At 48.8% G+C, this 21,893-nt stretch carries 16 protein-coding genes and 2 tRNA genes; 8 read left to right on the forward strand and 10 right to left on the reverse strand.

Annotated elements, in window-relative coordinates; genetic code table 11:
* Nucleotides 1–8: 8 nt before the first annotated feature.
* The 6 genes from EJL91_RS09725 to EJL91_RS09750 form a co-directional block, all read right to left on the reverse strand.
* Complete coding sequence (locus EJL91_RS09725; RefSeq protein ID WP_125141736.1) at nt 9–1,262, reverse strand: SLC13 family permease; 1,254 nt, start codon at nt 1,260–1,262, stop codon at nt 9–11.
* Nucleotides 1,263–1,275: 13 nt separating this feature from the next.
* On the reverse strand, nt 1,276–2,322 hold the full coding sequence (locus EJL91_RS09730) for a lactonase family protein (RefSeq protein WP_125141737.1): 1,047 nt from the start codon (nt 2,320–2,322) through the stop codon (nt 1,276–1,278).
* A gap of 131 nt (nt 2,323–2,453) precedes the next feature.
* A complete protein-coding gene (locus tag EJL91_RS09735; RefSeq protein WP_125141738.1) occupies nt 2,454–3,320 on the reverse strand; it encodes a LysR family transcriptional regulator in 867 nt (288 codons plus the stop codon).
* Entirely contained in the window at nt 3,317–4,213 is an 897-nt protein-coding gene (locus tag EJL91_RS09740) for a LysR family transcriptional regulator (protein WP_164516797.1), read from the reverse strand. Before EJL91_RS09740 ends, EJL91_RS09735 begins: the two co-directional genes overlap by 4 nt.
* Before the next feature lie 74 nt (nt 4,214–4,287).
* Nucleotides 4,288–6,252, reverse strand: a complete 1,965-nt coding sequence (locus tag EJL91_RS09745) for an aconitate hydratase (protein WP_125141740.1) — start codon at nt 6,250–6,252, stop codon at nt 4,288–4,290.
* A 220-nt stretch (nt 6,253–6,472) separates the two neighbouring features.
* Nucleotides 6,473–8,329, reverse strand: a complete 1,857-nt coding sequence (locus EJL91_RS09750; protein ID WP_125141741.1) for a DUF885 domain-containing protein — start codon at nt 8,327–8,329, stop codon at nt 6,473–6,475.
* 385 nt (nt 8,330–8,714) lie between these two features.
* On the opposite strand from EJL91_RS09750, the gene EJL91_RS09755 reads away from it, so the two are divergent.
* The 8 genes from EJL91_RS09755 to EJL91_RS09785 all read left to right on the forward strand — a co-directional run bounded on the left by EJL91_RS09755 (nt 8,715) and on the right by EJL91_RS09785 (nt 15,744).
* Nucleotides 8,715–9,794 (forward strand): acyltransferase family protein, encoded by a 1,080-nt coding sequence (locus tag EJL91_RS09755; RefSeq protein WP_125141742.1) that lies wholly within the window; start codon nt 8,715–8,717, stop codon nt 9,792–9,794.
* A 219-nt stretch (nt 9,795–10,013) separates the two neighbouring features.
* Nucleotides 10,014–10,175, forward strand: a complete 162-nt coding sequence (locus tag EJL91_RS24555) for a hypothetical protein (protein WP_164516798.1) — start codon at nt 10,014–10,016, stop codon at nt 10,173–10,175.
* 299 nt (nt 10,176–10,474) lie between these two features.
* Entirely contained in the window at nt 10,475–12,454 is a 1,980-nt protein-coding gene (gene metG / locus EJL91_RS09760) for a methionine--tRNA ligase (RefSeq protein ID WP_125141743.1), read from the forward strand.
* Between the two features lie 234 nt (nt 12,455–12,688).
* Nucleotides 12,689–13,576 (forward strand): EcsC family protein, encoded by an 888-nt coding sequence (locus EJL91_RS09765; protein ID WP_125141744.1) that lies wholly within the window; start codon nt 12,689–12,691, stop codon nt 13,574–13,576.
* 118 nt (nt 13,577–13,694) lie between these two features.
* On the forward strand, nt 13,695–14,483 hold the full coding sequence (locus tag EJL91_RS09770; protein ID WP_125141745.1) for a TatD family hydrolase: 789 nt from the start codon (nt 13,695–13,697) through the stop codon (nt 14,481–14,483).
* Nucleotide 14,484: 1 nt separating this feature from the next.
* The gene (gene rsmA, locus EJL91_RS09775) at nt 14,485–15,351 is read left to right on the forward strand and encodes a 16S rRNA (adenine(1518)-N(6)/adenine(1519)-N(6))-dimethyltransferase RsmA (RefSeq protein WP_125141746.1); all 867 of its coding nucleotides are present in this window, start codon (nt 14,485–14,487) and stop codon (nt 15,349–15,351) included.
* A 215-nt stretch (nt 15,352–15,566) separates the two neighbouring features.
* Nucleotides 15,567–15,639, forward strand: a tRNA-Phe gene (locus EJL91_RS09780).
* 34 nt (nt 15,640–15,673) lie between these two features.
* Nucleotides 15,674–15,744 (forward strand) — tRNA-Gly (locus EJL91_RS09785).
* Between the two features lie 142 nt (nt 15,745–15,886).
* Here EJL91_RS09785 and EJL91_RS09790 read toward each other — a convergent pair.
* The 4 genes from EJL91_RS09790 to EJL91_RS09805 form a co-directional block, all read right to left on the reverse strand.
* Nucleotides 15,887–18,958 carry a mechanosensitive ion channel domain-containing protein gene (locus EJL91_RS09790; protein ID WP_164516799.1) on the reverse strand — a complete coding sequence of 1,024 codons (3,072 nt, stop codon included), beginning with the start codon at nt 18,956–18,958 and terminating at the stop codon, nt 15,887–15,889.
* Nucleotides 18,959–18,971: 13 nt separating this feature from the next.
* A complete protein-coding gene (locus tag EJL91_RS09795; protein WP_164516800.1) occupies nt 18,972–19,778 on the reverse strand; it encodes a transporter substrate-binding domain-containing protein in 807 nt (268 codons plus the stop codon).
* Between the two features lie 273 nt (nt 19,779–20,051).
* Nucleotides 20,052–20,312 (reverse strand): hypothetical protein, encoded by a 261-nt coding sequence (locus EJL91_RS09800; RefSeq protein WP_125141749.1) that lies wholly within the window; start codon nt 20,310–20,312, stop codon nt 20,052–20,054.
* A 26-nt stretch (nt 20,313–20,338) separates the two neighbouring features.
* Nucleotides 20,339–21,874, reverse strand: a complete 1,536-nt coding sequence (locus EJL91_RS09805) for an HAL/PAL/TAL family ammonia-lyase (RefSeq protein WP_341466981.1) — start codon at nt 21,872–21,874, stop codon at nt 20,339–20,341.
* Nucleotides 21,875–21,893 lie beyond the last annotated feature (19 nt).

Raw genomic sequence — 21,893 nt, forward strand, 5'->3', positions numbered from 1 at the left:
TGTTTATTCTATACAAACACATGGTAAAAACCGAGTATTGCAAATACGGCCAGGACTGTCAGCGCCAGGAAAGAAACGGCAAAAAGCTCAATAAACAGCCTGTTTTGAGGAAACCGCTCCTCTGAATCCCGCTGCTGGGCCACACCGGCCATTATGAGAGCGCCCGTGGTGGAAATCGGTGTAAATCCGGAAACGGTTCCTCCAATTACAATGACGGCAACCAGTTCCAGCGCACTGGTTCCCAGGCCGGCCGCGAGTTCACCGGCAGCGGGAATCAGGGTTGGGAATACAACTCCAAGACCGGAACTGAAAAAGGACATCAGGCCGGCAGCCACCGCCATAACCATAGCAGCTGATTTTGGCCCCATAATTGATTCCAAAGCAGATACCATGATATCAATCCCTCCAGACAGGGAAATCACATTCATCAGAATGCCGACGCCCAGAACCATCAGAATGACACTCCAGGGAATTGACTGTATGGCTTTCTTTTCATCCCCGCAGTCCAGTATAATCAGAAGAGTTCCCATTAAGAATCCCATAAGTCCCACATTCCAGGAGAAAAACAGGACACCCACGGCCAACACGGCGAGACCCGCCAGAGAGAGGAGCTGTTTTCCCGAGAATCCTGGAAGTTTTACTTCTATGGCGGATGCGGATTCTTCCACTATCCAACCCTTATAATAGATATATACTACCGCAACTACGACCAGGGCAGTGACCGTCAGGCAGAACATGATGGGCACAGTATTACCGGCCAGCCCCTGCTTTTCCATCAACTCGCGCACGACAGCGCTCTCCGGCGTCAGCGGGCTCATACGGCCGGACATCACACCCAGGTCTCCAATGATCGCTGTCATAATCGGATTGATTCCAGCCGACAGGGCTACCGGAATGGCGATTACCGGAATGATGGCCAGGCTTGGGATAGCTCCGGGGCCTACGGCACAAATGATAAAGCCAAGAATGTAAATAACAAAGGGAATCAGCATTTTTTTATTTCCAACAAGGGATACCATTTTTCTTGCCAGCAGCTCCAGAGTTCCATTTCCGTTAATAATCGCAAACAGATAGGTTATGCCAACCATCTGGATACAGAGGGAAGAACTGAAGCCCTTTATAATATCAGCCGCCTTGATACCGTAAACCACGCCGAGAACTGCGGCTATTCCCATGCATAAAATTCCCACGTTACATTTTCTGATAAAACCGACTGTGATAGCGGCCAGAAGACCTATCAGCGATATAAGACCTAAGTTCATTTTGTTCCTCCCTCTATTTAAACGTAATGCAGACTGGACTTTCCGTATGCAGAACTCTGCCTGTATAATCCATTCTGCCGTTTTCTTCATCCAGCTTCATTTCAACTATCGTGTCGCTGTCTTCATTAGCCACATAAAACAGGCTGTAGTCCCGGTTAAATGAAATAAAGCGGGGCGTCATCCCAAGCGTGGGATAATAACCGATTTCCTTCATGTAGCCGGTGTGCTGGTCGATGTGGTAAAGAACGACGGATTCATGGATCCGGTTGGAACCAATGAGAATTTTTCCATTCTTACTCATAACAGAGGCGCTGGCCTGTCCCTGTCCCGTGTAGACATCGGGCAGCGTCGGAAGAATTTGACGGGCCGTGAGCTTTCCCTTTTCATCATCAAATTCAAGAAAGGTCATGGTGTTTCCCTTTTCATTGATTAAGTAGACAAAGCGATTACCGGGGTGAATGGATAGATGCCTCGGTTCATCATATTCCCGGCTGTGGTAACGGTCTGTTTCTGTAAGCGTTCCGTCTTCCGGACGAAAACGGTATACTATAATCTGACCGTAACCCTGAAGCCTGGCCTGGCATACGACAAATAAAAACTGTTTTTTCTGATCCCAGATGCACTGGTGGGCAAAAGAGACGGTTCCCTCCTCCTTGCCTTCCATATGGACCGTATGTACAATTTCACCCAGAGAGCCGTCCTTCTCTTTCCTGATAACATAAACGGCGCCTCCCTGAAGAGCAGCGACAATAAGATAACGGTTTGTACGGTCCGGAGTAATATAAACCGGATTTCTGCCTCCGATGTCAATGGTATTCAGAGGGCACAGGGTCCCGTTGCCATTGATTCTGAAGCTGGAGACACAAGATATGTCCCCGTGGACTGAATAAAGAAAACGTTCTTCTAAATCCATTGTCTGATAAGAGGGATTTGGAAGCGTTTCCAGACACTGAATCTCTTTAAAGTCTCCTGTCGTTCCAGAAATTTCATAGACTTTAAGCCCCTTTCCCCTGGCGTTCCGTTCTCTCGTTGTGCGGCATCCCACATAAGCATAACCCATCCTGATTCCTCCTCAATATGATTCTGCCGGTGCTGTACCGGCTCTTCCTTTTGATAAAATTATAACAGTTATGCAGGGGGGACGGAAATTCAGTCTGGGACTGAAAGAGCCATTCCGAAACGGAATGGCTCCTAATTCGCTTGATAGTAATTTTCGGTAAATGTGACAAAATCCATGATGTCCTGGCTCTTGCAGCAGGAATCCGACAACATCATCCAGACATTTCTGGATACAGGTGTCCCCTCTTTATTATAGATCGGGATTAGCTGGAAGCGTTCCCTGTCAATATTCCATCCGGAACCGAAGAGAAAACAGATTCCCAGCCCGTTTTCTACCATCTCGATCGCAATATCAGGATAGGGGACGTAGTGGGCCGTATGTATGACCTCACCGAAGTGATCTTTCCACCACTGAATCAGGAGAAGCTTTACCATGGGATTCAAAAATGATTCGATAATGGGAAGGTGTTCCACATCATCCAGGTTGAAACCCGCGGGAGCCATGATAAACAGTTCTTCCTCAAACAGGCGGGTCTTTTCGCCCAGAAACGGATAATCTCCGCAGACAATGGCGATATCCAGTGTCCCGTCCGTGATTTGGCGTATCAGCATATCACTGGAGTTGGGAATTGTCTTAAACTGAAGCTGGTTGTATTTATCAACATAAGCTTTTAATAGTTTTGGCATATGGAGCCTGGCAAAGGAATTGGGAACGCCGATCCGGAGAAGTTCCTTCGTCCCGTGGCGTTCAGAAAAATGATCCCGTATTTCGCCGAAGAAATCCAGCATAATACCGGCTTTTTTCACCAGATATCTGCCGTCCTCCGTAAACGTGACCCCCTGGCTGCTTCGTTTCACAATCTCCACGCCCCACTCCTGCTCGATGGAACGCAGCCGCTTGGTGAGGGCTGACTGGGTAAGGTAGAGATCTTCGGCCGCCTTACTGATGCTTTTTTTCTCATAAAGTTTTTTCAGAACAAGCCAATCCAGATCCTTCATTCGTTAATCTCCTTTCGTTGCTTGTCTGGAAATGCCTGCTCTCTTTCAATATAGCGTATAAACTGTTCCAGGGAATCGGACAGCCTCTTGCTTTTAGGGTAAAAGAACCAGGTATTCCGTATAACCGGGAGTCCGCTCGCGTTCTTGAGAGGGGTCAGGCATAGGTTATATTCATTTACAAAATTTTCCGGCAAAAAGCAGAGGGTATAACCGAATCCGCGGTGGATCATCTGCCAGGCGACATCAATATAGCCCACCTCCATTCCCGGGGACAGAGGTTCCCCATAATGCTCCTGCCACCAGCCGGAAAGCAGTTCCATCGTCCTGTCATTCGTTTTATAATCGATCCGCTGCATGGCTGGGAGACAGCCGAAATCCACTGGTTCCTTTGTTACGAGACAGGCTTCACTGTGCCCTACCAGAATCCGGTTGACGCCTCCCTCATAATCACCGCGGATAAAACCAACATCCACAGAGCCGTCCAGCACCTTGCGGAACAGGTTGCCGCTCTGATCCGTGAGTACATTGAACCGGATGCCGGGATGCTCATTCCGGTATTGGAAAAGGATATCTGACAACATGTATTTGCTGTAAGTATAAGAGGAACCGATCGTGATCGTTTCACCACAATTTTGTCTGAACAGTGCCAGACGGTCTCTCGTTTCTTTTATAAACTGAAGATAGAGCCCCGCCTGCCCGGCCAGATAAGCGCCTTCCGGCGTAAATTTAAGGCCATGGGGAGTGCGGTTAACGATGGCAACCTGGAATTCTTCTTCCATTTGTTTTAAACGTTTTGTCAGGGCAGGCTGGGTCATATAAAACAGATTAGCCACCTTTGTCATATTCGGATTCTTGTAAAGTTCACTCAGAATTTCCCAGTCCGTATCTCTCATAAAAAATATTCCTCCCTGCTTTCTTCTCTTTATCTTAGCAAAAGGGAGGAAGAAAAACAAGGAGGAGGCGGGACTCATCGGATGGCGCCGTTTTGTGATAGCTTCTTTTTTAATGTTCTCAGCTGTCCGCCGTTTAGGATGACCTCGATTTCGTTATCTGAGAGATCGAGCACGGTGTGGAACGTAATGCCTTTTGTCGTATCTTTAACCTGAATCCGTTTGGCAGGGATTTGGCCAATCAGATCTTCGATGACCAGTTCATCTCCCTGCTCCAGGCTGTCGTATACGGAGGCGTCGCCGAAGAGCATCGGTATGATTCCGTGGTTAACCAGGTTCCCTTTGTGAATCCTGGCAATACTCTTTGCGATAACTGCCTTCACGCCCAGATACATTGGATTGATGGCGGCATGTTCGCGTGAAGAGCCCTGCCCGTAATTTTCTCCGCCTATGATAATACTCTGCCCCATCTCCCTGGCCCTGGCTGCAAAGTCCGGATCATAGCGGTGATAACAGTATTGTGACATCAAAGGAATATTGGAGCGCATGCTGCTGAATTCCGCGCTGGCCGGCGTAATGTCGTCTGTGGAGACATTATCGCGCGTTTTCAGGCTGATGGGGGCGCATAAGCGGGTTGCCGGCGGCTCCGGAACCGGAAGAAATTTAATATTGGGGCCGCGCGAAATTTCGATTTTCGCCGCCTCTTCCCTCGGCAGCGGTGCGAGAATCATTGAATCGTCCACGTCATAACAATCAGGTTCCCTGATTGCCCCCAGTAATGCGACATCGGCACCCATAATATCTTCTGCTGTGGCGAAAGTCCCGGCAATTGCGGTGGCCGCGGCGCTCTCCGGACTGACCAGATAGATTTGGGCCGAGGGGCTGCCCGCCCTGCCTTTAAAGTTCCGGTTGGAGGTACGGACAGCAACACCGTCGGTGGCCGGTGTCTGGCCGATGGCACAGCAAGGGCCGCAGGCAATTTCCAGCATCCGTACACCGGCATCCAGAAGGATTTCGATATAACCGTCACGCATCAGCTGGCGGTAGGTCTGCCTGGAGGCGACGGCACAGGTACAGCTGACATCTTCGTGGACATGGCGTCCTTTGAATACGAGAGCGGCCTTCGCGAGATCGGCGTAACTTGTGTTGGTGCAGCTTCCGATAAATACCTGCTGCACCCTCTTTTTTTCGGCCTCATGGAGCGGTATTACGTTGTCTGGCTGGTGGGGACATGCGATGAGCGGTTCCAGGCTGCTCAGGTTAATCTCGATTGTCTCATCGTACTCGGCATCTTCATCAGGAAGAAGTTCGAGGTAGGCATCCGGCCTGCCCTGTGCGGAAAGAAATTTTTTCACCTGACCGTCGGCAGGGAAAATGGAGGCGGTGGCGCCCATTTCGGCCCCCATATTGGCAATTGTCGCCCGGGCAGGCACTTCCATCTCCGCAACGGCAGGACCCGTGTACTCATAGACATTTCCAAGTCCGCCTTTAATTGTTACCCGTCGGAGCATTTCCAGGATGACTTCCTTGGCATTGCAGCCTGGATTCAGACTTCCGGTCAGATTGACGCGGATGATCCGAGGCATAATCAGGCGCATGGGTACTCCCGTCATGGCTGTCGCCACGTCCATTCCGCCAACACCGATGCTGAGCATGCCGACGGCGCCGCCGTGCGGGGTGTGGCTGTCGCCTCCCATGGATATTTTGCCGGGAGCGCCGAAACGGGCCATATGGACGGTATGGCAGATTCCATTGCCGGGTCTGGATACATAGACGCCAAACCGTTTTGCAGCCGACTGCAGATAGATGTGATCGTCTGGTGTTTTATTGTCCACGTACAGCAGGTTATGATCCAGATAGCTGACACTGCACTCCGTACGCACCCGGTCAAGGCCAGTTGCCTCAAATGCCAGATAGGTCATAACCGCATTGATATCGTGAGTCAGGGTCTGATCCACTTTGATAGAGATTTCTTCGCCCGGTGTCATGATTCCGGCCACATAATGAGCTTCTAAGATTTTTCTTGTCAATGATTTTCCCATAAATAATCCCTCCGTTTTCTGACTTAATTTTACAGCCGGAAAGCGGAGGGATACCAATTCATTATAAGAATGTTGGCATAACTTTTTTTTATAACATTAAGAAAGTGCTGCTATGATAATAAAAGCACTCCGGGGCAGGCCTGCGTTATCGTGTATGCACACTCGCCCGAAGAAGTAATTTGCCGCTATACGGCCGCGCCCGGCGCAGAGACCGGCAAAATCAACTGTTAACATCATAAGTCAGGAGCCAAGTCTCAAAGTACGGTTTAATCACCCGGAAAGAGGCGCCCTCCATATCCAGGATAAACTTATGGAATGCCTTTGCCGAGTATCGGCTGCCCAGCGCTTTCTGGGCGGCATCCCTCAGGGTGCAGATTTCCAGATAGCCGGTGTAATACTTCAGGTAGTTGCCCGGATTATCAATAATGGAGTTAAACATTTCCTCGCAGACCTCCGGATCGCTGATCCCGTAATATGTGCTTAAGAAACCGGAAATTTTATCCAGATCCCAGCCGTCATAATGGATATGGATATCCAGCAGGGCATACAGCGCGTAGATAGATGCCTGGCTGCGGGCCATCAGCTCCTTCATATCGGGGGAGAGGCCATTGTCAAATGAATAGCTGTACAGTTCACAGTATAATCCCCATCCCTCATCATATCCGCCGCAGGAGAGAACGTGCCGCAGAGGGCAGCTCTTTTTCCGGTTAAAATAAACAGACTGGTAAAGATGGCCGGGATATCCCTCATGGGCAAGGACAGAATAGAGATCCGCTCCTTCTTCCCTGGACTTATCATTAATATAGATTACATTGGTAGTGTCCGAATCAAGGGGAGGAATCAGGAAAAATGCAGGTGACAGCGAGGATTCCAACGCTTTCGGAACGTGCTTTACCTGGTAGGAGGAATCGGTGAGCTCCGGGAAATCCTTTTTAATCTGTTCACGCAGATGATCCAGAATTTCTACCGGTTCGGTCAGGGAAACGCTGCTCCTCTCTATCTCGGTTGCCAATTTTGGGTTATTCTGCAAAAGCCTTGCGGTTTCGGCCATATCACGCCCGAACTGCTTTTCAATCCGATCTTTGAGCTCGGGGATGGAGCTGTCGGTTCCGGTGAGGGTAGCCACGAGATATTCATAATATTCTTTGCCCTTCTCATAGTGGCAGAGACCGTTATTGTTGGTTCCGCGTCCCTTTAATTCCTCCAGGGATTTGGACAGATTCGTGTAGGCGGGGATGAAATGCTCTTTTAAAATCTGAAGATGTTTTTTCTTGTATTCCGCCTTCTCCTCATCGGTCAGCCCATTCACCTCGTCCAGACGGCTGCTGAAGGTCTCCGTAAGGAAGCTGTTCTCCGGCCGGATCAGATAATCCTTGCAGGACTGCAGCATGCGGTCGATTGTAACGTCGCTGGGCGCCAGCCCGGCATCGGCCTGCTCTATCTCGTAAGCGGCCAGCTGGCCGTAGTAAACATCAATCTGGGAGAGCAGTTCCAGATAGTGGTCAATGTCGTTCTTGTCGTAAAATGTGTACTCGGCGAGCAGTACAGGAAGCTGGGCCTGGGTTCCGATTAGCGGACTCAGCGGCTGGCCGTAGAGTTCCAGTCCCTTTGACGCCATCCCGATTTCCAGGGAGTCCTTTAACATTTTATAGGTAAAAAGCTGATCAGCCGTCAGGAGAGATGGATCAAACGCCTTAAGCTCCGTGAACAGTTTCTCATTATCCGCTGTATCTTTTTCCAGTTCCTCTTTGGAAATGGTCTGGAATTTTATCTCGGGTGTGTCGATGCCGTAGTTTTCGGGATTCCTGAGCATAAAGTGGAGACTCAGAGGGTCGGAACCGACAATCTCCCGGAAAATACGATCCGTAAAAGTATCAAATTCAGCCTGGACAGCCGCCGCATCTTTACCGCTGCCGGGATTCTCTGCGTCCTGCTCCGAACCGCTCTGTGCGGGCTGTGACGACGCCTCCGATGCCTGGTATGATTCCACAGGCGGGTTATAACGGGAGCAGCCGCAGAGCATAATCGTGGCCACCAGGGCCAGCAGATAGTATAAACAGGTTTTACGTGCCTTCATTTTTTACCTCCAATTGCCTACTATTATAATTTATATTAGGGGAGATTACAACTTATCAATGAAAATTGAAAACAAGGGGGCCGCTGGGATCGCTGTGGGGGGTTATGGGAGGGAGGGGTGAGTCTTCAGTCCCGGGGGAAGTATGTCGCGAGAGGGATTCCGGGAGAAAAAATTCCTACGGGGACTCGCTCCCGCTTGTGGAATGCGCAGCGGGTGCCAGCTTCGAAAATACCTCAGCAAGCACCGGAGGATTCCAATGTCCCCTTCGGAAAGTTCTTCATCCCGACATAGGCGTCCTCATTTTTCAATCCATTTGCCACTCCCTTTATAATGTGATAAAATATAGTGTCTTGAATCGAAAAGAAGAAAAGGAGCCGTAATGCAAATGAAAAGAGAACATCTATTCCCGCTGGATTTTGTCCGTGTCCTGGCTGCCGTGTCGATTGTTGTTTTCCATTATAATGCAGTGACCTTCATGGAACCCATTGTTAATAAACCGATCCTTTTATTTTTTAATTATGCTAACGGAAGTATGGGCCATATCGGCGTTTCCCTGTTCTTTATTCTGGCGGGGGCGTCGCTGATGTATTCATCGATGGAAAAGCTGGATCTTAAGACGTATTTTAAAAAACGTTTCCTTGCGATTTATCCGCTTTACTGGACCGTTTATGCCGCTTTTTTTGTATATAATTATCTGATTAAGCATAACTTTGCCTTTGATAAACCATTGTCCAGGCTGCTTCTTACGGCTGTTGGCATGGATGGGTATCTGAATTACCTGATTCCGAACTACTATCTGTTAGGCGAGTGGTTTATCGGCTGTATTCTTTTGATTTATCTGATGTTTCCGGCGCTCCGGGCGTGTATGCTCCGCTGGCCGGTGCTCACTTTAGTTGGCACGGCGCTTATTTATATTCCTCTCACGCTGTTTTATCCGTTTCAGATGGATATTCAGTTTTTCTTCCTGCTCAGGGTGCCGGAAGTGCTGTTTGGCATGTATTTTATAAAATATCTGTATGGAACTAGGCAGCAGCGGGAAAAATATGACTGGAAATGGGGACTGGCGTCTTTTATCGGAGTTTTTACGGTTATGACGGTGAAAACGTCACTGCCGGTTCCGTTTAAAATCCTGTGGACGGGAATACCGCTTTTTCTCTTTCTCGTATGGGTGGGGCAGTTTATTAAAAATACGGTCGTGAAGAAGGGAATTTCCATTTTCTCTTCCTATACCTTTGCCATTTATCTTGTACATCATATTCTGGTCGGGAAATTTGTGTTTCCACTGATCGGACGGCCGGTGGGAAGATTGGAAAACTATCTTGTTTTCTGGAAGTATTTTGTATTCATCAGTATAGCCGGTGCGGTATTTTACTGGCTGAGCCGTATTTTAACAGGAATTGCCGCTCTTTTGTGGGGCAGCGCGGTTTCATGGCTGAACTGCAGGAAGGATACAACAAAACGGTAATAACAGCGCTTCATGCCGCGGGTACCAGGCCCCGGCAGTTCCATTAAAAGCGTGTGAAAATGTCCCGCGGGATATGTCATGGCCGGACTTTTGCCGGTTTGTGCCGCATTTTGAGGAATCCTTCTTGACAAAAAGAGTTGAAAACGCTAGACTAAACTATATCTTTTAGAAAGTAACAATATAAAACAAAGGCTGTGAAGAGAAGAGTACGCAGAAGGAATGATTACAGAGAGTCCGGGCTGGTGGAAACGGATTGTCAGGAGAGCTGCCGAAGATGGTCTCAGAGCTGCGCTGCCGAAGTATGGATGGAGTGCCTACGTAAGCGCCGGGTCCGTTGATGACGACGAACTGTGTGCGGGGTGTTCAGGCTGTCTGTTTTAAGCAGTGACGGAGCAGGTCCGTTAACACCGCAGGCTGTGAACACGCAGTGGGCCGGCAGAAATGCCGGAACAGAGACGTTTTTCTTCAGCCGCAGAGGCATCCGTTGTGAGACGGTATGCGAATTAAAGTGGTAACACGGGAAAATAACTCTCGTCTTTAATGGTGATCCAATCACCTTTAAAGACGATTTTTTTATATCATTTAGGAAGTTTTTCCTATGATATAAAAAGCCCCCGGGCGGGATTCCTTGTTTTTTTCTTCAACTATAAAACGATTATTCATAACAGGAGGAACGATTTATGTGTCAGAATTGCAAAAAACCATATTATATAACTACCGCAATCGCCTATACATCAGGCAAGCCGCATATCGGCAACACTTACGAGATTGTCCTGGCGGACAGTATTGCCAGATATAAGAGGGAACAGGGCTTTGATGTGCGTTTCCAGACGGGAACCGACGAGCACGGCCAGAAGATCGAGCTGAAGGCCGAAGAGGCCGGCGTAACGCCGCAGGAGTTTGTTGACGGGGTGGCAGGCCAGATTAAGTCGATCTGGGATCTGATGAATACTTCCTATGACAAATTTATCCGTACAACCGATAAGGATCATGAAGAACAGGTACAGAAGATTTTCAAAAAACTGTATGACAAGGGCGATATTTATAAAGGCCACTATGAGGGACTCTACTGTACGCCGTGTGAGTCCTTCTGGACCGCCTCCCAGGTAGTGGACGGCAAATGTCCCGACTGCGGCCGTCCGGTTATTCCCGCGAAGGAAGAGGCATATTTCTTTAAAATGAGCAAGTACGCCCAGAGGCTGATTGACCATATCAATGAGCATCCGGAATTCATCCAGCCGGTATCCCGTAAAAATGAGATGATGAATAACTTCCTGCTCCCGGGACTCCAGGACCTCTGTGTGTCCAGGACTTCCTTTAAGTGGGGAATTCCCGTATCCTTTGATCCGAAGCATGTGACTTACGTATGGCTGGATGCCCTGACCAACTATATCACCGGCTTAGGTTATGACTGCGACGGAAACCACGGAGAATTATTTGAAAAATTCTGGCCGGCCGATCTCCATCTGATTGGTAAAGACATCATCCGATTCCATACGATTTACTGGCCAATCTTCCTGATGGCTCTGGATCTTCCGCTGCCGAAACAGGTATTCGGACATCCATGGCTTTTACAGGGCGACGGCAAGATGAGCAAGTCCAAAGGAAATGTGCTTTATGCAGACACTCTGGTGGATTTCTTTGGTGTGGACGCGGTGCGTTACTTTGTACTTCACGAGATGCCGTTTGAAAATGACGGAGTTATTTCCTGGGATTTGATGGTGGAGCGTATGAACTCCGACCTGGCAAACATCCTTGGAAACCTGGTAAACAGGACTATTTCCATGAGCAATAAATACTTTGGAGGCGTTGTTACGGATACCAGCGTATCCGAGGAAGTCGATGCGGATTTGAAGGCCACCGTACTGGATGCCGTGAAGAAGGTGGACGAAAAGATGGATAAGCTGCGCGTAGCGGATGCCATTACGGATATCTTCGGAATATTCAGAAGAAGCAACAAATATATTGATGAGACCACCCCGTGGACACTGGCAAAGGATGAGGAAAAGAAGGACCGCCTTTCAACCGTTCTCTACAACCTGACGGAGGCTATCACAATCGGTGCATCCCTGTTATACTCCTTCATGCCTGAGACGGCTGAGAAGATTCTGGCTCAGATCAACACACAGAAGAGAACCCTGGAAGAGATGGGCACATTCGGCCTCTATCCGTCAGGCGGGAAAGTGACCGAAAAACCGGAAATCCTCTTTGCACGTATGGATGTGAAAGAGGTAATGGAGAAGGTCGAAGCAATGAGGGCGGCCGAGGCGGCCGCGTCCGAACAGCCGGAAGAAGAAAAAGAGGATGAGAATGTCATTGATCTGGAAGCAAAGCCGGAAATCACATACGATGATTTTGCAAAGCTCCAGTTCCAGGTTGGCGAAATTATTGCCTGCGAGGCAGTTCCGAAGTCCAAAAAACTTCTTTGCTCCCAGGTAAAAGTGGGAACAAAGGTACGCCAGATCCTGAGCGGAATCAAGGCAAACTACACACCGGAAGAGATGGTTGGCAAAAAGGTTATGGTTGTGACCAATTTAAAACCGGCTAAACTGGCGGGAATGCTGTCCGAGGGAATGCTGCTCTGTGCAGGAGACAGTGAGGGCAATCTGGCGCTTATGAAGCCGGAGAAGGATATGCCGGCAGGCGCTGAAATCTGCTAAATCCGTAAGATTCACGATGCGGCCCGGCAGAATACGCTGCCTTTCATATAAGAAGAAATCAGACAAGACAAAATCATATAAGACAAAATCATATAAGACGAAATTCGGGTTGAACCCCGCCTGGAAACGCAGTGTTCCCGGCGGGGATTCTTGTTATTGAGTGGCAATGAAAAGCTCACAAAGCGTGCTTTTCGTTGTTTTACAGGAAGTGAGCGGTGAAAGGAGATGGAACGGATGGCGGATAAAAAGACACCTCTGGAAAAGGAATGGGATTCCTTTCTGAAACGTGAAAATAAGACCCTTAAAAAGTATGGAACCAGAAAGGAACCTTTCTGGGAGAAAAAACTGCATAAGGCGGTGCCGGACGGGCTGAGGGAAAAGCTGGAAGATGCATTTTACAAGGCATTCTGCGTGATTTTGGAAAACGGCACCGGGGTGATTGAGAAGACATTTCCCAAGGAAAAGCTGGAGGCGGAGTTCAAGACGCGGGAGTACGCAGGCAGGCTCTATCCGGTCAGGAAAAATCTGGCGGCGGGCAGAAAGCTGGCGGCCCGCCAGGCGGCGGCAGGGGTGGCCGGAGCCTGTGCGGAGGGGGCGGTCCTGGGGCTGCTGGGAATCGGTCTTCCGGACATTCCTCTCTTTCTGGCGGCGCTGCTCCGAGGCCTGTATACGCAGGCTCTGCATTTTGGCGTAGATTACAGAAATCCGGAGGAACAAGAACTGCTTCTGGAGCTTCTGACGCTGTCACTGTACAACGGGGAAGATTTTAAGGAACGGGACGCGGCGATGAACCGGAAACTCTATCGGATGGCCCGCAGGCCGCACAGAGAAGCACTGCCGGAGAAAACTCAGGCGTACGGAGCAGCGTCGCCGGGGAAAACGAAAGAATTTGAAGCCGCGCCGCCTGAGAAAGCTCCGGCAGACGTGGATGCGGCCGCCCTTAATGCCTCACGGGCACTTTCCGGGGAACTTCTGTATATGAAATTCCTGCAGGGAGTTCCCATTGCAGGCGTAATCGGCGGACTGTATGACGGTATTTATATGAAAAAGGTGACCGGCTATGCGGCGATCAAGCTGGAGAGAAGGTATCTGCTTGGTAAATCAGAGGAAAAACGTGGATAAAAGGCGTAAAAACGGAAGTAAAACCTCGATAGTCATTGTTTTTTCGCGGGAGATTGGCTATAATGGTGCGTGAGTAACGGATAAATACCAAAACGGATAAGAAGACCGGAGGAAACAAATGATTTTTGATACACATGCCCATTACGATGATGAGGCATTTGACGAAGACAGGGAAGAATTGCTGCAGGGCCTTACCGAGCATGGAATTGAGGCTATTGTAAATATAGGAAATGATATGGCCAGCACCGAACACACGCTGGAGCTGACGAAACGCTATCCCCAGGTATACGGGGCCGCGGGAGTCCATCCCAGCAGCAGCGCGGAGCTGGATGAAGAAAAATTTGCCAGGCTTAAGACAGCGGCCATGGATCCCCAGATAGTAGCGGTGGGAGAAATTGGGCTTGACTATTATTGGGACGAGCCTGCCCATGAGATCCAGAGGTACTGGTTCGGCCGCCAGCTGGAGCTGGCGAGGGAGGTCAATAGGCCCGTTGTCATCCACAGCAGGGATGCGGCCAAAGATACACTTGATATTCTGAAGGAACATAAAGCGGAGGAGATCGGCGGAGTGATCCACTGTTTTTCCTATGGCAAAGAGATGGCCAGAGAATTCCTGAACCTGGGATTCTATCTTGGGATCGGCGGAGTTCTGACCTTCAGCAACGCAAAGAAGTTAAAAGAGGTGGTGGAATACGCGCCGCTTGACAGGCTGGTGCTTGAAACGGACTGCCCTTATCTGGCGCCGGTCCCAAACAGAGGGAAACGGAATTCTTCCTTTAATCTGCCGTACGTGGTGGATGCCATGGCAGAGATAAGGGGATTAAGCACGGAGGAAGTAATCCGGGCAACCAACCTGAATGCCAAACAGCTTTACCACCTGGCTCCGGGGAAATCAGAAAGGAACTGATATGCGCATAGATTTGGGAAATCCCAAAAACACAATCGAGATTATACAAAAGTACGGCTTTGCCTTCCAGAAAAAATTCGGCCAGAACTTTCTCATCGACACTCACGTCCTCTCTAAAATCGTAGATGCGGCCGGGGTGACGAAGGAAGATATGGTTCTGGAGATAGGACCCGGAATCGGAACGATGACCCAGTACCTGGCCGACAGTGCCGGTAAGGTAGTCGCTGTTGAGATAGACAGCAACCTGATACCGATTCTGGAGGAAACGCTTAAAGATTATGAAAATATTACAGTAATTAATGGGGATATCCTAAAGGTTGACATAAAAAAACTGGCAGAGGAATACAACGGGGGAAAGCCGATTAAGGTGGTGGCTAACCTTCCTTACTATATTACGACGCCAATTATTATGGGACTGTTTGAAAGCGGTGTTCCTATTGACAATATCACGGTCATGGTGCAGAAAGAGGTGGCTGACCGAATGCAGGTCGGGCCGGGAACGAAAGATTACGGCGCCCTGTCCCTGGCGGTTCAGTACTACGCAGAACCGTATATTGTGGCTAATGTGCCGCCCAACTGCTTTATTCCACGCCCCAATGTGGGTTCAGCCGTAATCCGCCTGACACGCCACAGGACGCCGCCGGTGAACGTGGCCGACAGGGAACTGATGTTCAAACTGATCCGCGCTTCTTTTAACCAGAGGCGGAAGACTCTTTTAAACGGCTTAAACAATTCACCGGAAATACAGATACCCAAGGAAATTATAGCAGAGTCTATCGGAAAACTGGGCGTACCGGCCGCAGTCAGAGGCGAGGCACTCACGCTGGAGCAATTCGCTGAGCTGGCTAACATTCTTTCTGAAAGCTAAAACCGGGGACCGGCGGCAGGATATGCCGCCGCTTCCCGGTTCACAAAACGGTGCGTATCGGATAAAATAAGAAAGTGCGGGAAAACGATTCCCGGCATGATTAAAAACACGTGAAACAACGAAAAAACTCCTTGACAACAGGGAGAAAATTTAGTAAAATGATTTACGTTGCTGGTAACACCAGTGCGGTGAGAGAATCAATAATTTCTCAGGAGGCCCAGATAGCTCAGTTGGTAGAGCAGAGGACTGAAAATCCTCGTGTCGCTGGTTCGATTCCGGCTCTGGGCACTTTAATCTAACAATATTATTATTTATATACTATGCGGGTGTAGTTCAATGGTAGAACACTAGCCTTCCAAGCTAGATACGTGGGTTCGATTCCCATCACCCGCTTTTTTGCTGCCCTGATTTGTCAGGGCAGTTCGTCTTTCCGGATCTAAATTAATTCAATATGACAGGAAGTCAAAAAACCGGCGCTGGAGGTATCCAGTACCGGTTTTTCTTTGCTGCTGCCCACAAAGCGGCAGTAACATTGTCACTTGTCGTTCTCTTCAAATTCTTCCAAATCCCTGGACATTCCTTTTTGCTCTTCCACAAAAACGGCAGACTGTATGATATCGTCCATGGTGGCGGCGCCTGCCTGGACAGGGTGATTAAGGACTATCTGCGGGAATGGGATGTTAATATGATTTCTGTCAAATATTAGTTTCACTTCCCGGTTCATATCCCGACAAAGCTGAAGCCGGTCCGTCTCGGCACATTGTGCCACCAGACGTATGTTTACGCTGCTGTCTCCAAGGGCTACCACGCCTTTATAAAACGGCCCGTCGACGATGGAAGGGATTCTCTGCTTCATAAGAGGAAGTTCTTTTTGCAGGATATGTTCAACACGTTCCAGTGATTCGTTGTATTCAATTCCCACGTCACAGGAGGCATAGGAGTATTGTTTAGTCATGTTGATTACCCCGGTAACACTGCTGTTGCTTACAATTTTTATGTTTTTGCTGGCGTCCTCAATTTTCGTTGTACGCACTCCTATTTCCAGCACAGTACCCCTCCAGTCGCCGATGGTGACAATGTCTCCGACACGGAATTCACCCTCAAATACAATGAACAGGCCGGCCAGTATATCGCTGATTAAAGACTGTGAACCCAGGCCGATGATGACGGACAGGATACCGGCCGAGGCCAGGAGTGTCTTTGTGTCGACGCCGAACATGCCCAGACAGTAATACAGGATACAGAGTATCGTCATATATTTGATTACATTGTCCAGAAGGCGGCATACTGTTTCGCCGCGGGCTCCGAAAATGCGGGCAAAGGCCATTAAAAGCCTGCGCACGATAGCGGCGATTACATTTGCCAGTACAAACAGTATGATGGCATTTGTGATTGCAAAAATATTGAGTGAACGTTCCCACTTTCCGCTCAGTACGTATTGCATGACGGAATCATTAGCCAGGAAATAATCTTTAAACATGATTACAATGAGCAGCAGGAATGCAACGGCGCTCAGTAAGAAATTCATTACGGAGAGCAGCTTCTGCTCGGGTGTTTTTTCCTGCCAGCCGATGCCCGGGATATTACTCCACCGCACCGTAGCAGCCATTGTTTTCTTTACACGGCCGTCGGGCATCACAACATCGATCATAGGACCGTTCTCTCTTTTTTCTTCAGGTGTCTCAAAGCCGGGAACGCGTCTGCTGAGAGTTAAAATTAATCCAATTATCAGAAGGCACAGGAGACTGGCGGCGGCAGTGGTGAGCGCTACCGGAATGCAGAAACGGTTCATTTCTGATGAGGGAACGGCTACATAAACCAGATTATCCCCGATTTCCATAGAGGAGCAATAATACTTTTCTGACTGGATATTAACAAAATCGGAGAATTCGTCATGGAGGACAAAGTCGGTAATACCATAGTCGTAAACGCTTTTGCCAATTAATTTAGTGTCAGGAAAATAGGAAAAAGTATGCTCCTGCTTATCTATGGCAAAAGCAAATCCATGAGTTCCTACCTTTATCCCGGACAATACAGATTCAACGGTTGTATTGTCAAGCAGAGTTTCAAGTTTATCCGGGGCGACGCAGATCTGAACAAAACCGGCCTCGCGCTCATCGGTTTCCCGCATGGAGACTCCGATATACTGACGCATTTCCCCTGTGACTTCATCGGGGCGGGCCTCCTGTATCAGATAGTCGGAGTAGCCTTTAATCAGATTTCTGAATTCGTAAGACTGTTCTTCCGGATCCCTGCTGATTTCAAAATCCCAGAATGGGGAGTCTGTTGCAATGGTACTGCCGTTTTTGTCATAAACCCAGATGTTAATTACGTCCAGGATATCGCTGAGCTCCGCCAGATCCCGCTTATTCATTCGTTCAGGGCTGCGTTTCAGTATGTCGGCCAGAACCTGGCACTTATTCAGATAGCGTTCGTTATACTGCTCGGTCAAGGTGCCCATTTCTATTTTATTTTTCCCGTTCGTTTCCTGGATAGTCATCAGTGGATGGCGGTTACTCATTGTCTGCCTGGACAGGGAGAACAGAGTCTGCATAAAGATGGAAACAATAAGAATGGCGATGACGCCCATAAATCCAACGGAAAACAATTTTCCGGCAACCGCGGTATTAAAATAGAATGGTCCGGCCTTTTTATAATGTGAGGAATCTTTTTGGGTCGCTTTGCTCTCTTCCTCGTTTAGAAAGATCGCATATGTAATAACCAATGTCACAACGACAAAAAAGGTTAAAAGTGTTACCAATACGGTTGCGGAACGTGATGCGTTAATTTCTTCCCCCGGTATTGCGCAAACGGCGTAGATATTGCCGATGAGCCGGGAGGTACAGTAAAGCTCCTGGCCGTTAATTGTTACCCATCCGGAATATCCATCTTTTAGAAGTGAGGTGTCAAATCCTGCGTTAACGGCATCCATGCCGATCAGGTTTTTATCAGGATAATACAGAAAAGAATAGTCCTGGTGGGATATTGCAAAAGCATATCCGGTAAGACCTACACTGATGCCGCTGAACACACTTGAAATAGAAGTAGTATTTTCCAGAGTATTGTAAAGCTCCTGGGGATTTATAACTACAGCGGCCATAGTTTTTTCATCAATTTTTGCGCCATAAAAACGGAGCCGGACATCATTTTTTATTACATTAAATGCCTGGGAAGGCTCAGAAGTTTCAAATACGGTTCTTAACTGGTTGTATCGGCTGGCCGTATAATCCGTATTGCGTCCTGCGGCGGCTGCCAGAGTATTTCCCTCTGTATCCAGTATTAGAATATCGTCCACCTGCATAAGTTTACTGAGCTCACGCATTCTTGAGTCTGTATAGTTGAAATCATCCTGATTACGGGCCATAAAAGCGACGCTCCTGGCTTTGGACGAATAAACCTCGTCGTAGCTGCTGATGGTCTGCTGTGTCTCCTTGTCCCGATTTTCCAAAAGAACGGTGATTTGGTTCAGTATTTCCACGTTTGATATTTTCTGGTTTTCTGTTGAAAGGGAAGTCTGCATGGATAAGAGAAAACCGCCCAGCAGTAAAATAAAAATCATTTCCACCAGAAGCATTACGATTAATTTCTTTTTAAGCTGATTTGACATGTGTGTATTCTCCTTATTCATTTAAATCCCATTTTTTCATTAGACTGTCAAGCCGGCCGTCGGTCTGCCACTGGTCAATCTGTGTTTGTATTTTAGGGCTCAGGGGTGAGCCTTTCGGCGTGCACACGCCCAGTTCCTGTCTGGAGAATGTTTCCGGCAGAAAGCTGCGTTCCTCATTCATATATCCGGCCAGAATACTTCCATCGCTGCATGCCGCATCGATATTTCCTTCTTCCAGTGCGGCAATTAAATCCGGATAGGTTTCAAATTGCCGGAATGAGATACCTCCGCTAAATACCGAAGAATCGAAGCTGCCTGTGTCAAACTCGGGAATAAGTCCCAATGATACCATTTCCTCCGCCAGGTATAAAGCCGATGTAGAACCGGCGGTTATACCAATACATTTACCTTTGAGGTCGGAAAGACTCTGGAAGAGGGAAGAATCTTCGACCATAATACGTACATAATTCGTATAGTATGGAGCTGAGAAATCGAATTCCTGCCGACGCTCCTCAGTGATTGTAAAGGTTGCAACTACAAAATCCACCGCATTGTCTGTAAGGACCTGCTCGCGGCTTTCTGCCGTAACGCCTGTGAATTCCACTTCGCTGTACCCCATAGCCTCGGCAAGCATTTTTGCCAGTTCAACCTCCATACCGGAGTACGTTCCCGATATGGGATTCTTGTAACCGAACCCGGGGACAGAATCACGAACCCCGACGCGTGCAGTTCTACCCTGCCCTGCATTGCCGCATCCGGGCAGAAATGCAGTCAGGAGCAGAAGCAAGAACAAAATCCCATTTAGCTTTAGCTTTTTCATCTCTCTTTCCTCCATAAGAATTGTATAGTACTATTTTATCATTTAAGAATTGGACAGAGAAGGAGAAAAAAGACTGATTCGTTTGTAATGTGGTAAGAATTGATATTATTTAGTAAAATTGCTGAAATTGAAATATAAAAAGATGCTGCACCGGATACACCCGCTCTCAGCATCCAGGTTGTTACAGAACCTGTCAGACTAAAAGAGAGATTATCTAATGCAGCATCTTTTTTCAAGGCATAAGCCCCGTTTCCATGCCCGGTTTTTAACGGATTACATTCTGGAAAAGTCATCTTTCCTGAAGAGAGAGCGCAGCAGCACCATCCATCCCCATGAGATGGAGAGGGATGGCATGCAGGCCAGGAATATTGCTTTCACAGGCGGTATGGCCGAAAAGCAGATGGGGCCGAAGAAAATGACGAAGGTGACCACCAGCATGGCTAACAATGTGATTTTTTCTTTTCTTGTATTAGGAGGTGTGAGAAAGATTTTTGTGAGATCTATTTCCACCTGTCTTTTTTCTGCGCTTTTCATCTGCTTTTTCTCCTTTTATATTGTTATTAATTCAATTCCCCGGTAACCGACTCCACGATGCGGACCAGCTCTCCCGAGTGGATTAACTCCCTGAGATACTCAATATAGGGATGGAGGAACATATCCTGTTCCATGACAGGAACGTGCCTGCCAATCTCTTTCATAACTGCGTCTGTGGCGGGAGCCCGGTTCACGCCGGTATCCAGAAACTGCTGTGTCTGGTAAGCGGAAAGCAGCTCGATAGCCAGGATGTATTCCAACTTTTCGGCCGCGGCTCCCGCCTTTTTACAGGCGTTGTAGCCCATTGCTACATAGTCCTCCTGGTTGCCGCAGGTAGGGGTGTTATCAATGGTAGCCGGGGTGGCAAGGCCGCGCATCTCGTTTAACAGACCGGCCTGGGTGTACTGAGGGATCATCAGTCCCGAATTCAGTCCGGGGGTCTTGATGCAGAACCAGGGGTTTCCCGACAGGCTCTCGTCAATCAGGCGGTTGTTTCTGCGCTCGGACATCTTTGCCATGCCTACGGCGGCGATGCAGGCGCTGTCCATTTCCATGCCTACATAGGAGGAATCCGGGTTGCAGGCGGAGATTACGTCCTGGTTTCCCTCGCCCGGCCAGATGATGGGGTTATCACAGCAGGAGTTCATCTCAAGTTCAATTGCTTCCCTGGCATCCTTAAGCGTTTTTTTCGCGGCGCCGTGAAGCTGCGGGATGCAGCGGAGGGAAAGAGCGTCCTGGACACGGCTTCCCTTGTATTTTTCAATAATGCCGGAGCCGTTTAAAATTTTTCTTACATTTTCCGCCGTTTTTCCCTGCTCGCTGTGCGGACGGACAGACATGACACGCTCGTCAAATGCATTCATAACGCCCTTGCAGGCCTCCAGTGTTGCGGAGCCTACTATATCGGCGGATTTTGCGGCGTTTAAAAGGTCATAAACAGCCAGCGCCGCCATTGCGGTGGGAGAAGTGGTTCCGGATACCAGGGCAAGCCCCTCCTTGGAACTGAGTTCCAGAGGCTCCATACCGGCTCTGCGGAGCGCTTCGCTGCCGGAGAGCAGTTCACCTTCATACCAGGCCTTGCCTTTGCCCAGCAGCACGAGGGCCATGTGGGCCTCCGGGGCCAGATAGCCGACGCTGCCGCTGCCGGGAGCCCATGGGGTAACGCCTTTGTTTAAAAAGTCTCTGTAGTATTCCAGAAGAGTAAGGCGCACTCCCGAGTATCCCTGTCCTAGGTTCTGGAGAACCATAAGCATGGTTCCCCTTACCCTCTCGATGGACAGCGGCTCGCCTACGGAAACAGAGTGGGAGAGAATGATGTTTTCCTGAAGCTTTGCCGTTTCATCTTTGCCGATCGCTTTGGTACAGAGGGCGCCGAAACCGGTGGTTACTCCGTACATGACTTTTTCTTCGGCGACCCATTTTTCCACCAGTTCGCGGGACTTTTTAACCCTGCGGCAGTATTCGTCGGAGAATTCGACCCTGGCGCCGTATCTGACAACCGCGATAAAGTCTTCCAGGGTAATGGGGCTGCCCAGAATTATATTTTTGATACTGATATCCATATTGCTTTCCACCTTTTAT

Origin of the sequence: Clostridium transplantifaecale (genome assembly GCF_900626075.1) — a bacterium.
Classification (GTDB): Bacteria; Bacillota; Clostridia; order Lachnospirales; family Lachnospiraceae; genus Otoolea; species Otoolea transplantifaecalis.

Excerpts from the sequence above, each read along its gene's own strand:
- EJL91_RS24555 (WP_164516798.1), top strand. The coding sequence starts at position 10,014 with ATGATTACAGAGAGTCCGGGCTGGTGGAAACGGATTGTCAGGAGAGCT.
- EJL91_RS09730 (WP_125141737.1), bottom strand. The coding sequence starts at position 2,322 with ATGGGTTATGCTTATGTGGGATGCCGCACAACGAGAGAACGGAACGCC.
- EJL91_RS09740 (WP_164516797.1), bottom strand. The coding sequence starts at position 4,213 with ATGAGAGATACGGACTGGGAAATTCTGAGTGAACTTTACAAGAATCCG.
- EJL91_RS09790 (WP_164516799.1), bottom strand. The coding sequence starts at position 18,958 with ATGTCAAATCAGCTTAAAAAGAAATTAATCGTAATGCTTCTGGTGGAA.
- EJL91_RS09765 (WP_125141744.1), top strand. The coding sequence starts at position 12,689 with ATGGCGGATAAAAAGACACCTCTGGAAAAGGAATGGGATTCCTTTCTG.
- EJL91_RS09735 (WP_125141738.1), bottom strand. The coding sequence starts at position 3,320 with ATGAAGGATCTGGATTGGCTTGTTCTGAAAAAACTTTATGAGAAAAAA.
- EJL91_RS09805 (WP_341466981.1), bottom strand. The coding sequence starts at position 21,874 with ATGGATATCAGTATCAAAAATATAATTCTGGGCAGCCCCATTACCCTG.
- EJL91_RS09795 (WP_164516800.1), bottom strand. The coding sequence starts at position 19,778 with ATGAAAAAGCTAAAGCTAAATGGGATTTTGTTCTTGCTTCTGCTCCTG.
- EJL91_RS09800 (WP_125141749.1), bottom strand. The coding sequence starts at position 20,312 with ATGAAAAGCGCAGAAAAAAGACAGGTGGAAATAGATCTCACAAAAATC.
- EJL91_RS09755 (WP_125141742.1), top strand. The coding sequence starts at position 8,715 with ATGAAAAGAGAACATCTATTCCCGCTGGATTTTGTCCGTGTCCTGGCT.
- EJL91_RS09750 (WP_125141741.1), bottom strand. The coding sequence starts at position 8,329 with ATGAAGGCACGTAAAACCTGTTTATACTATCTGCTGGCCCTGGTGGCC.
- EJL91_RS09725 (WP_125141736.1), bottom strand. The coding sequence starts at position 1,262 with ATGAACTTAGGTCTTATATCGCTGATAGGTCTTCTGGCCGCTATCACA.
- EJL91_RS09770 (WP_125141745.1), top strand. The coding sequence starts at position 13,695 with ATGATTTTTGATACACATGCCCATTACGATGATGAGGCATTTGACGAA.
- rsmA (WP_125141746.1), top strand. The coding sequence starts at position 14,485 with ATGCGCATAGATTTGGGAAATCCCAAAAACACAATCGAGATTATACAA.
- metG (WP_125141743.1), top strand. The coding sequence starts at position 10,475 with ATGTGTCAGAATTGCAAAAAACCATATTATATAACTACCGCAATCGCC.
- EJL91_RS09745 (WP_125141740.1), bottom strand. The coding sequence starts at position 6,252 with ATGGGAAAATCATTGACAAGAAAAATCTTAGAAGCTCATTATGTGGCC.